The 15,947-nt window shown below is 41.5% G+C and carries 12 protein-coding genes; 9 read left to right on the top strand and 3 right to left on the bottom strand.

Translation table 11 applies throughout. From position 1 onward, the window contains the following. Positions 1-69: 69 nt before the first annotated feature. From gdhA to AC13CC_RS07150, 3 genes are all read left to right on the top strand, one after another. On the top strand, positions 70-1,410 hold the full coding sequence (gdhA, locus tag AC13CC_RS07160) for an NADP-specific glutamate dehydrogenase (protein ID WP_326279502.1): 1,341 nt from the start codon (positions 70-72) through the stop codon (positions 1,408-1,410). A gap of 84 nt (positions 1,411-1,494) precedes the next feature. Then, positions 1,495-2,214: a DNA repair protein RecO gene (gene recO / locus AC13CC_RS07155; protein ID WP_326279501.1), complete on the top strand. Its 720-nt coding sequence runs from the start codon at positions 1,495-1,497 to the stop codon at positions 2,212-2,214. Between the two features lie 2 nt (positions 2,215-2,216). Continuing rightward, positions 2,217-4,637 carry a TonB-dependent receptor gene (locus AC13CC_RS07150; RefSeq protein ID WP_482875986.1) on the top strand — a complete coding sequence of 807 codons (2,421 nt, stop codon included), beginning with the start codon at positions 2,217-2,219 and terminating at the stop codon, positions 4,635-4,637. 174 nt (positions 4,638-4,811) lie between these two features. Here the strand turns inward: AC13CC_RS07150 and AC13CC_RS07145 are convergent, their stop codons facing one another. Beyond that, on the bottom strand, positions 4,812-5,105 hold the full coding sequence (locus AC13CC_RS07145; protein WP_326279499.1) for a hypothetical protein: 294 nt from the start codon (positions 5,103-5,105) through the stop codon (positions 4,812-4,814). A gap of 180 nt (positions 5,106-5,285) precedes the next feature. Between AC13CC_RS07145 and ileS the strand changes: the two genes are divergently transcribed. The 4 genes from ileS to AC13CC_RS07125 all read left to right on the top strand — a co-directional run bounded on the left by ileS (position 5,286) and on the right by AC13CC_RS07125 (position 10,407). Further along, positions 5,286-8,687 carry an isoleucine--tRNA ligase gene (ileS, locus tag AC13CC_RS07140; protein WP_482875984.1) on the top strand — a complete coding sequence of 1,134 codons (3,402 nt, stop codon included), beginning with the start codon at positions 5,286-5,288 and terminating at the stop codon, positions 8,685-8,687. A gap of 3 nt (positions 8,688-8,690) precedes the next feature. After that, positions 8,691-9,074: a TraR/DksA family transcriptional regulator gene (locus tag AC13CC_RS07135; protein WP_482875981.1), complete on the top strand. Its 384-nt coding sequence runs from the start codon at positions 8,691-8,693 to the stop codon at positions 9,072-9,074. A 67-nt stretch (positions 9,075-9,141) separates the two neighbouring features. Beyond that, positions 9,142-9,723: a DUF4097 family beta strand repeat-containing protein gene (locus AC13CC_RS07130; RefSeq protein ID WP_326279494.1), complete on the top strand. Its 582-nt coding sequence runs from the start codon at positions 9,142-9,144 to the stop codon at positions 9,721-9,723. A 33-nt stretch (positions 9,724-9,756) separates the two neighbouring features. After that, positions 9,757-10,407 (top strand): lipoprotein signal peptidase, encoded by a 651-nt coding sequence (locus AC13CC_RS07125; protein ID WP_326279493.1) that lies wholly within the window; start codon positions 9,757-9,759, stop codon positions 10,405-10,407. Here AC13CC_RS07125 and AC13CC_RS07120 read toward each other — a convergent pair. Beyond that, positions 10,395-10,958, bottom strand: coding sequence for a 5-formyltetrahydrofolate cyclo-ligase (locus tag AC13CC_RS07120; RefSeq protein ID WP_326279492.1), 564 nt, complete (start codon positions 10,956-10,958; stop codon positions 10,395-10,397). The two genes, AC13CC_RS07125 and AC13CC_RS07120, sit on opposite strands and share 13 nt — an antisense overlap. A gap of 475 nt (positions 10,959-11,433) precedes the next feature. On the opposite strand from AC13CC_RS07120, the gene uvrC reads away from it, so the two are divergent. Together uvrC and AC13CC_RS07110 are read left to right on the top strand one after the other, a co-directional pair. Continuing rightward, positions 11,434-13,227 carry an excinuclease ABC subunit UvrC gene (gene uvrC / locus AC13CC_RS07115; RefSeq protein WP_482875979.1) on the top strand — a complete coding sequence of 598 codons (1,794 nt, stop codon included), beginning with the start codon at positions 11,434-11,436 and terminating at the stop codon, positions 13,225-13,227. Between the two features lie 3 nt (positions 13,228-13,230). Next, the gene (locus AC13CC_RS07110; protein ID WP_482875977.1) at positions 13,231-15,498 is read left to right on the top strand and encodes a patatin-like phospholipase family protein; all 2,268 of its coding nucleotides are present in this window, start codon (positions 13,231-13,233) and stop codon (positions 15,496-15,498) included. Between the two features lie 331 nt (positions 15,499-15,829). Here AC13CC_RS07110 and AC13CC_RS07105 read toward each other — a convergent pair. Beyond that, on the bottom strand, positions 15,830-15,947 hold a 118-nt coding region (locus tag AC13CC_RS07105; protein WP_482875575.1), incomplete at its 5' end, for a transposase.

Genomic DNA, 15,947 nt, shown 5'->3' with positions numbered 1-15,947 from the left:
CCTCAAATTCATAATTCATTAAAAAAACACTTTTCGCGAGCGGAAAGACAATAAATTTTAACCCAATATATGGAAGCAAAAATAAAAACGTTTATGGATGAGGTGATTGCCAGGAATGGTCATGAGCCCGAATTCATACAAGCCGTGCAAGAGGTAGCGGAGACCGTGATACCTTACATAGCACAGAACGACATATACCACGGTAAAAACATTCTATTGCGGATGGTGGAGCCCGAGCGATTGATTTCATTCCGTGTGGCATGGATAGATGATGATGGAGAAATCCATGTAAACCGTGGCTATCGTGTTCAAATGAACTCGGCCATTGGGCCATACAAAGGGGGGCTTCGTTTTCACCCTACCGTAAACGCCAGTGTGCTTAAGTTCTTGGCTTTTGAACAAGTTTTCAAAAATAGTTTGACAACCCTGCCCATGGGTGGAGGTAAAGGGGGGTCCGATTTTGACCCTAAAGGTAAGTCGGACGATGAGATTATGCGTTTTTGCCATGCTTTTATGACCGAGCTGTGCAGACACATTGGTCCAAATACCGATATTCCAGCAGGTGATATAGGTGTAGGTGCCCGTGAAATCGGGTTCCTGTTCGGGATGTACAAGAAAATACGAAACGAGTTTACCGGCGTGTTAACAGGTAAAGGACTTTCTTGGGGAGGCTCCTTGATTCGTCCCGAAGCAACCGGTTATGGTACGGTTTACTTTGCCGATAGCATGCTCAAAACCAGAAACGAGACTTTTGAAGGTAAAAAAGTGGTGATTTCAGGTTCTGGGAACGTGGCACAATATGCAGCTGAAAAAGTATTGCAACTTGGAGGTACCGTTTTAACACTTTCTGATTCCGGAGGATTCATCTACGATAAGGATGGTATTGATACCGAAAAACTGGCCTTTGTGATGGATTTGAAAAACAACAAACGAGGAAGAATTTCCGAGTATGCCGATAAATACCCATCGGCAGAGTTCCGCAAGGGAGAAACACCATGGAAGATTGCTTGCGATATCGCATTGCCATGTGCCACCCAAAACGAATTGAATGGGGACGATGCAGCTACCTTGATCAAAAACGGATGTATTGCCGTGGCAGAGGGCGCAAATATGCCTTCTACCCCAGAAGCGATTCACGCATTCCACGATGCTAAAATTCTGTTCGCACCAGGTAAAGCTTCAAACGCGGGTGGGGTGGCCACTTCAGGATTGGAGATGAGTCAGAACTCACTTCGTATCAGTTGGACAAGGGAAGAAGTGGATAAACGATTGAAAGGGATTATGGCCGATATTCATGATTCATGTGTGGAATATGGAGAAGAAGACGGGTATTGTAACTATGTAAAAGGAGCCAACATTGCCGGCTTTGTCAAGGTTGCAGATGCAATGCTGGCCCAAGGAGTGATCTAATCCGGTTCCAAAATAATTTTAGATTGGCAGTTACCAGAAGTAGTGGCTACATTTACACTTCTGTTAACTGCTTTTTTTTAGCCCATGCAAATCACAACAAAGGCCATTGTTCTCTCTTCCTTAAAATATGGGGACACCAGCCTTATTGTTCGAGCCTTTACGCAGTCCGATGGGGTAAAATCGTATTTGCTAAAAGGAGTTCTCGCTTCCAAAAAAGCTAAAATTAGACCCGCTTATTTTCTTCCCCTGATGCAGTTGGAGATTGTGGCCAACCATAAAAACAAGGGCACTTTGGAAAGTATCCGCGATGTTAGGGTGGCCTTTCCTTACCAAACCATGCACACCGATGTTGTAAAGAACAGCGTGGTGCTTTTTTTAGCTGAAATGTTGGGAAACAGTATTCAGGAACAAGAACAGGACGAAGGCCTTTTCAATTATTTGGAGTATGCCCTCCATTGGATGGATGCGCATAAGCTCTCGCCTAATTTTCACATCCTATTTTTGCTCAATCTTACCAAGTATTTGGGCTTCTATCCAGACACTTCTTACCAAAACTCGCCATTTTTTGATCTTTTGGAAGGCCGTTTCTGTAATGAGCCATCGCTTAATCCCTTGATTCAGAATGAAAATCTGGAAAACTTTAAGAAATTTTTAGGCACGAATTTTGAGGCACTACAAGGAATACAACTAACTAAGTCGAACAGGCGAGAACTCTTAAAAACGGTAGTCCAGTATTTCCGCTTACATGTATATGGATTTCGGGAACCAAAATCCCTCGCCGTATTAAATGCAGTATTTACCTAACAATGCAAAACCTAAAATCAACCTTACCTCTAATTCTTATATTTTTCACCCTAACATTTTATGCCCAAGAAGTAACCGTTTTGGATGCAGATACTGGAGTGCCAGTGGACAACATTGCGGTTTTCAACAAAGATCAGAGTAAGACTACGGTAACAGATTTCAATGGAAAAAGTGAGCTCGATATTTTTTCGTCTGATGAAAAAATCACTTTTAAACATATTAGTTATGCAACCTATACCACTACCAAAAATCAAATAGAAAGGCGAGGCAACCGGGTCTATCTCCACCTAAAAACAGAAGAACTTCAAGAAGTAGTGATGTCCGTCTCCAAATGGGAGCAGCAGAAAAAACACATCCCCCAAAAAATTGAAACTTTTGATGCCCGAAATATTGCGTTTACCGCTCCGCAGACCTCCGCAGACCTATTGCAGCATAGCGGTAAAGTATTTGTGCAAAAAAGTCAATTGGGTGGTGGCAGCCCCATGATCAGGGGGTTTGCTACCAACAGAATACTATTGTCCGTAGATGGAGTTCGAATGAACAACGCCATATTCCGAGGAGGAAACCTTCAAAATGTGATATCCATTGACCCGTTCACCATCAAAAAAACAGAGGTGACCTTTGGTCCGGGTTCGGTAATCTACGGTAGTGATGCCATTGGAGGTGTAATGAATTTTTACACACAAAAGCCACGCTTTTCTTTTACAGATAGCCTCGCTTTTTCCGCCAATGTGAACTACCGATATTCGACCGCCAATAATGAGAACACCGCCCACATTGATTTTAATTTCGGAAAGCAAAAGTGGGCATCCTACACAAGCTTTACCTACAACAATTTTGATGATCTGAAGATGGGCAAGCACGGGCCTGAATCCTATTTGCGAAACAATTATGTGGTTCGTGAGAACGGAACCGATGTTTTGGTTGCGAATGATGAACCTAAAAAACAAGTGGGTTCAGGATACGACCAGGTCAATCTGCTACAAAAGTTCACCTATAAACCCAATAGCGCTTGGAACTACGATTTGGGATTGTATTATTCCGAAACATCGGATTTTCCAAGGTATGACAGATTAATCAGGCCCAGTAAGGATGGCGATGGACTTCGTTCGGCAGAATGGTACTATGGCCCACAAAAATGGTTCATGGGAAATTTTCAAATCACACAAAAAGGAAAAAACAAATTCTATGATGGAGTAAAACTGACCACAGCTTATCAGTTTTTTGAAGAAAGTCGACACGACAGGGGCTTTCAAGATCCTGAACTTTATTCAACCAGGGAAAAAGTAGATGCCCTATCCGTAAACTTGGATTTTGAAAACAAGAAAATGGGGGACTTGCACCTATATTATGGTGCTGAGTATGTCTTTAACAAGGTCGATTCCAAAGGAAGCATGCAAGATATTGAAACGGATGAAGTATCGGAAACAGCTTCAAGATATCCCGATGGTTCCACATGGCAAACCTTGGCCGGATATATAAATGGAGAGTATCAATTAAAGCCAAACCTTACTTTATTATCGGGAATCCGGTATAGCCAAGTTTGGGTAGATGCTATTTTCGATACCACCTATTACACCTTTCCTTTTGATGAGGCAGATATTGTAACCGGAGCCCTTACTGGAAGTTTGGGGATAAGTTGGTTCCCAAGATCCGATTTACAGGTAACCTTGAACGGTTCTACTGGATTTAGAGCACCCAATATTGATGATATCGGTAAAATATTTGACTCCGAACCTGGCTCGGTAGTAGTGCCCAATCCCGATTTGGAACCCGAATATGCCTACAATGGTGAGCTGGGGCTCAGAAAAAATTTTAATGATGTTTTGGTTTTGAAAGGTGCTACTTATTACACTTACTTGGTGGATGCTTTAGTGCGAAGGGATTTCACCTTCGGTGGGCAAACCGAAATTGAATACAACGGGGAACCAAGCAATGTGCAGGCCATACAAAATGCAGCCAAGGCCTATGTGTATGGTTTTGAGTTTGGATTGGAAGCCTATTTTAACGAACACCTTTCCTTAAACTCCAATTTAACCTTAACAAAAGGAGTTGAGGAGGACGATGATGGAACCGATAGCCCATCCCGCCACGCCGCGCCAACCTTTGGTGATGTACATTTGATTTGGAAAAACCAAAAACTGAAAGCAGATGTGTTTGTCAACTACAATGGCGAGGTAAGCAACAATGATTTGGCACTTTCAGAACAAGGCAAGACGTATATGTACGCCAGTGATGCTAATGGAAACCCTTTTTCGCCATCTTGGTACACTTTAAATTTTAGGTCGCAATATCAAATAACCAATGCTTTGAAGGCATCTGTGAGCCTGGAAAACATGACAAACCAACGGTATCGGATGTATTCTTCGGGCATTGCTGCCCCGGGGGTTAATTTGGTTTTGGGCTTGGGATATGTATTTTAAAGATAAGAGGGTGAATTCTAAGCAACAAAATTTCGATTTTGTCAGGATGAGCGCAGTCTAAACCTCTTGATTATCAGATTTAATTAGGTTATCGACTGCGCCCGAACTGACGAGTAACAGGCTTTTGGACACCCTCCTTTTTTTGTAGAGGTTTCGTCTTGAGTCAGTATAAAGCTACATGCTGTCAATAGCTTTTTTCGCAGCCTCTTTTGTAGCATCCATGGTTTCTTCACCAACTTTTTTAATGCTGTCCAGAGCCTTTTCGCCCATTTCTTTGGCATCTTCGCCTGCTTCTTTCATGGCGTCTGCAGCATCTTCAGCGGCCCTCTCTAAATCTTCACCAGCCTCTTCCAAGCTTTTTGCAGCTTCTTCCGAAGCCTCCTCGGTTTTGTCCTTAGTGTCCCTACAGGAAGTCATAACAGACATGGACAAGGTCAATGCCATTGCGGCAATTAGAACTTTTTTCATGATATATATGGTTAAGTGTTAATGAGGAATCAATATAGGGAAATTTATGTTAAGAATTGATTTGGTGCTTATCATATTTAGGTTAAGGGAATTAAGTGAATTCTAATGCAAAAAGGGAGGGTGTAATTCCATCTAAATTTATAATTTTGCAAACTTGAATTCTAGTAGAAGAAGCAGTATATGAAGTTTGCGGAATATAAGGGATTGGATTTGCCAAAAGTATCTGAAGAAATTCTTGACTTTTGGAAGGACAAACAGATTTTTGAAAAGAGCGTTTCCACACGGGAAGGCAAGGAAAGCTATGTGTTCTTCGAAGGACCGCCATCTGCAAACGGAATGCCCGGGATCCACCACGTTATGGCACGTACCATCAAGGATATATTTCCGCGGTACAAAACCATGAAGGGATTTCAGGTAAAAAGAAAAGCGGGATGGGATACCCACGGCCTACCTGTAGAGATCGGCGTGGAAAAAGAACTGGGCATCACCAAAGAGGATATTGGCAAAAAAATATCGGTTGAAGAATACAATGCAGCCTGTAAAAAAGCGGTAATGCGCTATACGGACGTTTGGAACGAGATGACCGAAAAAGTGGGGTATTGGGTGGATATGGACAATCCGTACATCACCTACAAGTCCAAGTACATGGAATCCGTTTGGTGGTTGCTTAAACAGATTTACGACAAAGGGCTTATCTATAAAGGCTATACCATACAGCCCTATTCCCCAAAGGCGGGTACCGGGTTAAGCTCACACGAACTGAACCAGCCAGGGACCTATCAAGATGTGACGGATACCACGGTAACCGCGCAATTCAAGGCCAAAATCGATTCGCTTCCAGAATTTTTGAAGAAAGTTGATGGGGATATTTATTTTTTAGCTTGGACCACCACACCTTGGACGCTTCCATCTAATACGGCGTTGACAGTTGGTCCAAAAATAGATTATGTGTTGGTAAAAACCTTCAACCAATATACGTTTGAACCTATCAATGTGGTGGTGGCCAAAAACTTGGTAAACTACAATTTTTCAGGAAAGTTCTCTAAGGTTGAGACAGAAGAGGAATTGAATGTATTCCAAGAAGGCGATAAAAAGATTCCATATTTGGTGTGCGAAACTTTTGTGGGCAAGGATTTGGTAGGCATCCTGTACGAGCAGTTGATTGATTATGTGCAGCCCTACCAAAACCCGGAAAATGCTTTCAGGATAATTTCCGGGGATTTTGTAACCACCGAAGATGGTACAGGTATTGTACATACGGCACCCACCTTTGGTGCGGACGATGCCTTGGTGGCAAAACAGGCCACGCCAGAAATTCCGCCTATGTTGGTTTTGGATGAAAATGACAATCCGGTTCCGCTTGTTGATCTGCAAGGCAGGTTTAGACCTGAAATGAAGGAATTTGGCGGCAAATATGTAAAGAACGAATACTATGATGAGGGTGAAGCACCCGAAAAGTCTGTTGATGTTGAGATTGCCATCAAACTGAAAATAGAGAACAAGGCCTTTAAGGTCGAAAAATATGTGCACAGCTACCCGAACTGCTGGCGTACGGACAAACCTATCCTTTATTACCCGTTAAACTCCTGGTTTATCAAAGTAACGGATGTAAAAGACCGTATGTTCGAGCTAAACCAGACCATCAACTGGAAACCAAAATCCACTGGCGAAGGTCGTTTTGGAAACTGGTTGGCCAATGCAAACGACTGGAACCTGTCCCGATCACGATACTGGGGTATTCCATTGCCCATTTGGCGCACCGAAGATGGCAAGGAGGAACTGATGATTGGTTCCGTGGAAGAACTAAAGTCAGAAATGACCAAAGCTGTTGAGGCGGGTGTGTTGGAGAAGGATGTTTTTGAGGATTTTGTGGTTGGTGATATGAGCGAGTCCAACTACGATAAAATCGACCTGCATAAAAATATAGTGGATGGCATCACTTTGGTTTCGCCATCTGGACAGCCCATGAAGCGCGAAGCAGATCTTATCGATGTTTGGTTTGATAGTGGTTCCATGCCCTACGCCCAATGGCACTATCCTTTTGAGAACAAGGAACTCATTGATGACGGAATTGCATTTCCGGCCAATTTTATCGCTGAAGGTGTGGATCAGACCCGAGGTTGGTTCTATACCCTGCATGCCATTGCCACTATGGTTTTTGATAGCATTGCGTACAAAAATGTGGTTTCCAACGGGCTTGTTTTGGATAAGGAAGGCAAAAAAATGTCCAAACGATTGGGCAATGCCGTAGACCCGTTCGAGGTGTTGCCGGAGCATGGCCCCGATGCCACACGTTGGTACATGATTTCCAATGCCAACCCATGGGACAATCTAAAATTTGATATTGAAGGCGTTGTTGAGGTAAAACGAAAGTTCTTCGGAACGCTCTACAACACTTACTCCTTTATGGCACTTTATGCCAATATTGATGAATTTGATTATTCCGAAGCCGATATTCCGTTGAAAGATAGGCCAGAGATTGATCAATGGATCTTATCCGAACTCCATACCTTGATCAAAAATGTGGATGAAGCCTACGGTGATTACGAAGCTACCCGGGCAGCAAGGATGATTTCCGATTACGTACAGGAGAATTTGAGCAATTGGTACGTGCGTTTGAGCAGAAGACGTTTCTGGAAAGGCGATTATCAAACCGATAAGATTTCGGCTTACCAAACGCTTTATACTTGTTTGTCCACAGTAGCCAAATTATCTGCCCCGATCGCCCCATTTTTTATGGATCAACTGTACAGGGATTTGGACGCTACCACCAAAAAGGAAGGTTTTGAAAGTGTACACTTGGCCGAGTTCCCTGTTTTTGATGTCAATATGGTAAACAAAGACTTGGAACGCAAAATGCAGTTGGCCCAAAAAATTTCCTCTTTGGTACTTTCCATACGTCAGAAGGAGAAAATAAAGGTACGCCAACCGCTTCAAAAAATCATGATCCCAGTTTTGGATGATGAGCAAAGGAGTGATATTGAAGCCGTTTCCAATTTGGTGAAATCCGAAGTAAACGTGAAGGAAATTGAGATGTTGGACGATGCTTCAGGAGTTCTGGTAAAACAAATAAAACCCAACTTTAAGGTGTTGGGCCCAAAATTTGGTAAGGATATGAAAGCAATTGCTGCCGGAGTATCTAAATTGGGCCAAGAGGACATACAAAAAATGGAACGCGAGGGAGAATTATTGCTACAGTTGGAAAATAAAACCGTTAATTTACAGTTAACCGATGTAGATATAAGTTCCCAAGACATCGAAGGTTGGTTGGTGGCCAGTTCCGGTCCATTGACCGTAGCGCTGGATGTTACCATAGATGAAACCTTAAGAAAAGAAGGTATTGCGAGAGAGCTGGTGAACCGAATCCAGAATCTTCGAAAGGAATCCGGGTTTGAGGTGACTGATAAAATTGATATTAAGATATTGAAGGACGGCTTTGTGGAAAATGCGGTTTCCAGTAACGAGGATTACATCAAAACGGAAACTTTGACCGCTGAGCTCAACTTTGAAGAAAAACTTGAAGAAGGTATAGCAATTGCCTTTGATGAAGTGAATACAAAATTGTTTATTCAAAAACATTAGAAAATGGTAGAAGATTCAACAGTAAGATATTCCGACAAGGACCTTGCAGAATTCAGGGCTTTGATAGAGGAAAAAATAGAGAAGGCCAAGAAACACTTGGAACTTTTAAAGAGCTCCTATATGAACGATGGTAACAACGGTACAGATGATACTTCACCAACGTTTAAAGCATTTGAAGAGGGCTCTGAGACCATGAGCAAGGAAGCGAACACCCAATTGGCCATCCGTCAGGAGAAATTTATCCGCGACTTAAAGAATGCGCTATTGAGAATCGAGAACAAGACCTATGGTGTTTGCAGGGTTACCGGTAAGCTCATCAACAAGGAGCGATTAAAGCTTGTGCCCCATGCTACTTTGAGCATTGAGGCGAAGAACATGCAGAAGTAATTGAAACGCCTTCGGGCGTTTTTTATTTATGAGGGCACTATTGTTTTTGCCGGTTTTTTTTACGCTCGTGAATACTCACGCGCAAAAATCAGTAAGGAAAGCCTTTATTGGCCCTCGCACGGAAACTATTCAAATAGATGCCCAATATTGTTACCGAATTGATTTAAAGACCACATCGTCCGATGAGGTACAGGTCGCTGCAAGTATGGAGGGGGAATATGCCAAAGATTTATTGATATCCATTGAACAAAGCGGGACCACGGCCATGATAAGTGCTGGCTTTCAACCCCTTTTTGTAAACCCCAACGACAAACTCAGTGCGCACAAAGTTGTTTCCATAGCTTTGGAAATTAGTGTTCCCGAATATAAAAGTGTAGATGTATTTGGAACCAATACCAATTTGTATGTTTCGGGAAAATATAGAGATTTGAACGTTACCTTGTCCGATGGGCGCTGTACCTTGGAGAATGTTTCCGAATCTGTTAAGGTGACCACCCAAAAAGGGGATATTACGGTAACTGTACCGAGTGGAGATATTGTTGCGGAGAGCACTTACGGAAGAGTAGAGAAGGAAACAATACCCTTTGGTCACAATCAATTTGTTCTGAAGACGATAGAAGGAGACATCTTCTTAACCAAAACAAAATAATATCCATATTTTTGCTACCCTTTTAATAGAATAATGAATTTAAAGAAGTCCCTTATTATAATCATTCTGATCCTATTGGTGGACCAGATCAGTAAAATCTATATCAAAACCAGTTTTATATTGGGTGAGGCGCATGAGGTTTTCAGTTGGTTCAAAATACTTTTTATTGAGAATGAAGGCGCTGCTTGGGGCACAAAATTGAGTGATTTGCTGCCAATATCCGAGCCAGTGGGAAAACTGGTTTTGACGATATTCAGGATTTTTGCCGTTTTTGGAATTGGATATTGGTTGTGGGACATTATTAGAAAACAGTCACCCAAAACTTTGATTTTGGCGGTTTCCCTAATTTTTGCCGGAGCGGTAGGTAACATTATCGATTCTGTTTTCTACGGACTTATTTTTGACCACAGCCATGGTCAGGTAGCTACGCTTTTTGCGGAAGAGCCTTATGGAAGTTTGTTCCACGGCAAAGTGGTGGACATGCTTTACTTTCCTTTGGTGGATACCACATGGCCAGATTGGGTTCCCTCATGGGGAGGTCAACGTTTTCGCTTTTTTGAGCCAGTGTTCAACATTGCCGATACCGCAATAAGTACAGGGGTAGGAATTTTGATTGTTTTCAATAAAAAAGCATTTCCAAAGGAGGAAGATAAGAAAGAGGCCGTTGCCGATCAGAATGCATAAACCTTTTTTGGGGTAACGCAGTAGTCCAATTTTACGTCGTTTTTATGGACATCGGTAATTCGTTCATTTTCAGCTTCAAAAAACGATAAGCCAATTTTTATGGTTTCCTTGGGGCATTTGTTCAAAAAGGTATCGTAAAAGCCCTTTCCGTATCCCACCCGGTTGCCCAAGGAGTCAAAAGCCAATAAGGGTACAAAGACTACATCAATTTTGTTTTCAGGGACTTCAATGCCATCCACAGGTTCGGGTACGCCCCAGGCACTTTTTTTTAAAGAAGTATTGTCGGTGAGCAAATAATTTTCCATGGAATTGCTGCTTACCACTTTGGGGACCACCACGTTTTTATCCTTTCCTTGGAGAAGTGTTATCAAAGGCAAAGTGTCCACTTCGCTCTTTTCCTCTATGCTCAGAAATATATGGAAATAAAAAAAATCCCAGATAGGGATTTGGAGTATATTGTTGGCTAACACTAAACTCAAATCCGAGGCTTTTGCAGGAGTAATAGCTGCTCTCAGATTTGTGTATTTTTTTCTAAGTTCACGTTTCAACATTTAACTGTTGAAGATTTTGGGGTTGTTTTTGGGCAATGGAGCATTATTCTCCCTTGTTGGTTGCAACGGAGAAAAAAATTTTGAAGAAAAGCATCAAAATCAAGTACATTCCCAAAACGATAATATAGTTTTCCATCGGACTGTATTTAGATGGTTAAATGTAAGTAAAACAATTGAAAATTTTACCATGAAATGCACTTTTTATCGACGAAATGCACAATTTTTAGCAACTGTTTAACAAATTAAACCAAACCTCAATCATCAAATTGTCCAATTTCCATAGTTTTTTTAGGGACAAACCCTTGTTTGGGATAGGGTAGCCAAAATTCTGATTTTGTGTGCTTTTTGACGGATTTTAAAGTGAAAACGGTCAAATATGAACGCAAAACGTGAATTCATCAAGTTTAACAATTATCACCACAATTAAAATATAACTTTGTTATAAAGTCAAAAACAGTTCATTTTAGAACTACTTATGTCCAAATCAGCATCTTTAAAAGTACAGTTAAGCTCGCTGCCCAACAATCCAGGGGTTTATCAATTTTATGATGCCGATGGAAAGATTTTATATGTTGGCAAGGCCAAAAACCTTAAAAAGAGGGTTTCCTCGTATTTCAATAAAAAACAAGAGTATGGCAAAACCCGGGTGCTGGTAAAGAAGATCCATTCCATTAAACATATTGTGGTGCCTACGGAGTCGGACGCCCTTTTGCTGGAGAACAATCTCATTAAAAAACTGTTGCCCCGATACAACGTTTTGCTCAAGGACGATAAATCCTATCCGTGGATCTGTATTAAAAATGAAAGATTCCCCAGAGTATTTTCCACACGAAAACTGATCAAGGACGGTTCCGAATACTTTGGCCCCTACACCAGCATGAAAACGGTGAGGACGCTTCTGGATCTGGTAAAGAGCCTGTACCCATTGCGTACCTGCAACTACGACCTATCCGAAGAAAAAATAGATGCCGGTAAATATAAAGTATGCTTGGACTATCATTTGGGCAATTGTTTGGGGCCTTGCGAGGGACTTCAGGGCGAAAAAGAGTATCATGACCAGATAGAAGATATTAGGCAGATCATAAAAGGAAACTTAAAAAACTCCATACAGACCTTTAAGCAGCAAATGAAGGATTTTGCCGAGAAAATGGAATTTGAAAAGGCACAGCGTGTGAAGGATAAGATTGAAGTTCTGCAAAATTATCAAGCCAAATCCACTGTAGTGAACCCCAAGATCAACAATGTGGATGTATTTTCGGTTATTTCTGATGAGACCCATGCCTATGTCAACTTTTTACAGATTTCCCACGGGGCCATAATTAGGTCTCATACTCTGGAAATAAAGAAGAAGCTTGATGAAACCGATGAAGAATTGCTCCAATTGGGAATTACGGAAATTAGACAGCGCTTCAACTCACAATCCAAGGAAGTGTATTTGCCCTTTCCGGTTATCGTGGAAGATGATGTAAAGATGACCCTGCCCAAGTTGGGCGATAAACGCAGGATATTAGATTTGTCCGAACGTAATGCAAGGTTTTATAGGCAGGATAGGCTAAAGCAAATCAAAATTACCGACCCAGACCGCCATACCAAACGCATCATGGCACAAATGAAGTCGGATTTAAGGCTTTCGGAGGAGCCACGACATATTGAGTGTTTTGATAATTCCAACATACAAGGCAGTAATCCCGTTGCGGCCTGTGTTGTTTTCAAGGATGGAAAACCCTCAAAAAAAGAATATCGTCACTTCAATATAAAAACTGTGGAGGGACCGGACGACTTTGCCAGTATGGAGGAAGTAGTATTTAGGAGGTACAAAAGGTTGCTCGAAGAAGAAGAATCCCTGCCCCAACTTATTGTAATAGATGGAGGAAAAGGGCAATTATCGTCGGCGTTAAAGAGTTTGGAAGTTTTGGGGCTACGTGGAAAAATAGCCATTATTGGCATTGCCAAGCGGTTGGAAGAAATCTATTTTCCGGACGACCCGGTACCGCTGTATTTGGACAAAAGGTCGGAAAGTTTAAAAATAATCCAACAGCTCCGAAATGAAGCCCACCGGTTTGGGATCACCCATCACCGGAACAAAAGGAGTAAGGGTGCAATTAGTTCAGAATTGGTTAATATTGAGGGGATAGGGGAAAAAACCGCCCAGCAACTACTAAAAAGCTTTAAATCGGTAAAACGAATCAAAGAAGCGTCCCTGGAAACTTTAACAGCTTCCGTTGGGGTGTCCAAGGCAAAGAAGATTTATAAAACTTTTCATAAGTAAGCAATGCGAAAAAAACTAACAATCACAACACTTTTAATTGCTTTACTAGGTGTGGTGGGGATGGCCCAAAACACTACAGACAAAAAGTCGCCAAAAGTTGGGCTGGTACTAAGTGGAGGCGGCGCCAAGGGTTTGGCTCATATTGGCGCATTAAAGATTATTGAGGAAGCTGGTGTTAAAGTGGATTATATTGGCGGAACCAGTATGGGGGCCATTGTTGGGGCTTTGTACGCATCGGGCTACTCCGCCCAGCAATTGGATTCCATTTTTAGGAGTACCGATTTTACCGATTTGATACAGGACAATGTTCCCCGAAGTGCAAAAACATTTTACGAGAAAGAGGATTCCGAACGCTATGCCCTTTCCTTGCCTTTCGAAAATTTTAAGGTAACCTTCCCGCAAGCTATTTCTGGCGGACAGAACATATACAACCTATTGGTTCAGCTCTTGTACCATGTAAAGGATGTGCAGGATTTCAGAAAATTGCCTACACCTTTCTTGTGTGTGGCCACCAATGTAGAAACTGGGGAAGAGGTTCTTCTGGACAAAGGATATCTGCCCGAGGCCATTGTGGCAAGTGGGACATTCCCTTCACTTTTTGAACCTGCTGAGATCGATGGACAGATCTTGATCGATGGCGGCGTGGTGAACAATTACCCTATAAATCAAGTAAAGGCAATGGGGGCAGACATTATCATTGGGGTAGACGTGCAACACGATCTGGCCACAAGGGAATCACTTTCTTCGGCTACGGAAATATTGCTCCAGATCAACAATTATCGTACGGTAAACGATATGAAGAAAAAATCCAAGGAAACCGATTTGTATATCCGGCCGGACATTGACGAATTTTCCGTTATTGCTTTTGATAAGGGCAAACAAATTCTGAAGAGTGGGGAAGCTGCGGCTCAAAATAAAATGGATGAGCTAAAACAAATAGCACAAAGTCAAGATGAAGCCCCAAAACCCCGTAAAAGAATCAAGATGGTAGACAGCCTAACCATCAACAGGATGATCATTAAAGGTAACGACCAGTACACCAGAGGGTACATTAAAGGTAAGTTGAGGTTTAATCTGGCGGAGAAGATTTCGTTTGATGATTTAAAGCAAGGAATGAGCAATCTTTCTGCAACGGGAAACTTTAAGGCAATCCGGTACGACCTTGTATCTAACGGTCTGGGCACGGACTTGATTCTAAAACTCAAAGAGAACCCCACCAAAATGTTCATAAAAATGTCTGCTCATTATGATGATCTATATAAAAGTGCGGCATTGATCAATCTCACCAAAAAGAATTTTTTAATGAAGGATGATGTGGCTTCCTTTGATTTTATATTGGGCGACCATATTAGGTACAACATGCAGTACTATTTGGATAAAGGCTATTACTGGAGCCTTGGGATAAATTCAAAATTGACCGATTTTGATGCTGAAACCGATTTTTCTTTGATTCAAGGCAACTTTAATGTTCCGAACAATCCCAATATCCAAAGAATTAATATAGATGTGACCGACCTTACCAACCAAGTATATCTGCAAACCGTTCTCCAAGAAGAGTTTGCCTTTACCATTGGAGCAGAGCACAAATTCTTGAACTATAGTACTCGAACACTAAACCAAATAGATACAGATGGGGAGGTTGCAATGTCGGCATCCAACAAAAGGACTACTTTTGAAAACTCCAATTATTTTAGCGCGTTCTCCCAAATAAAACTGGACACGTACGATGATAAATACTTTCCCACCAAAGGGCTTTTGTTCGATGGCGATTTTCACTTTTACGCGTTCTCTTCCGATTATAACAATAATTTTAGCCAGTTTGCCGTAGCAAAGACTAAGTTTGGCGGCACATTTTCAATGCTAAATAACTTAAGCTTACAGCTGGAAGCGGATGGAGGTGTAAAGCTTGGAACTTCGCAAGTAACTTCTTTTGATTTTATCCTGGGAGGTTTTGGCAACGACTTTGTAAACAATTTTGTGCCCTTCTTCGGTTACGATTTTCTTAGCTTGCCAGGCAATAGTTACATTAAAGGATATGGTCGTTTGGATTACGAATTTACCTACAAGCACCACTTTTTGTTTTCTGCAAATTATGCCAATATCAACGACGATCTTTTTAGAACAGGGGATTGGTTCAAAGAGCCTAGTTTTTCAGGATATGGGGTAGGCTATGGTTTCGAATCTTTTCTAGGACCAATTCAAGTTTACTATTCGTGGTCTCCGGAGATTAGTGAAAGCAATATCTTCTTCAGTGTCGGGTATTGGTTCTAATAAAAATCACTCGATCAATCAGCCCAATTCTCTTAATAATTTGTCAAAAAAACCGATAAAATCAACCAATAATATAAGGGTTTAGTTAAAGTCCGTTAAAAACACTTTTTCCTACAAAACCTTGCCGTATCTTTGACCCACATAAGGGGTGGTTCCCTTATAACTTTAAGTATTGGTTTTTCATAATTTAAAGTTTGGTTGGTTATTTAGGAAAAGCCCAGTCTCAAGACTGGGCTTTTTTTGTTTATACTATTTTGGAATAAGTTTTGTTTAAGTATATGTGAACAGCATGGCCCCTAAAGTGATTTTGGATCAAGACCAATTGTTGTGTTTATGCAAAAATTGTTGTTAATCTAAATAGGAAGAACTCTACATTTTTGACACCTCTAAACTGAGCCCTAAAGGCTTTTATTTTTGCATTGAAGGACTCTGCTGAAGCATTTGTACTT

The sequence above is a fragment of the Flagellimonas sp. L-11 genome, from assembly GCF_056857735.1.
This window is presented reverse-complemented; position numbering and strand designations above follow the sequence as displayed.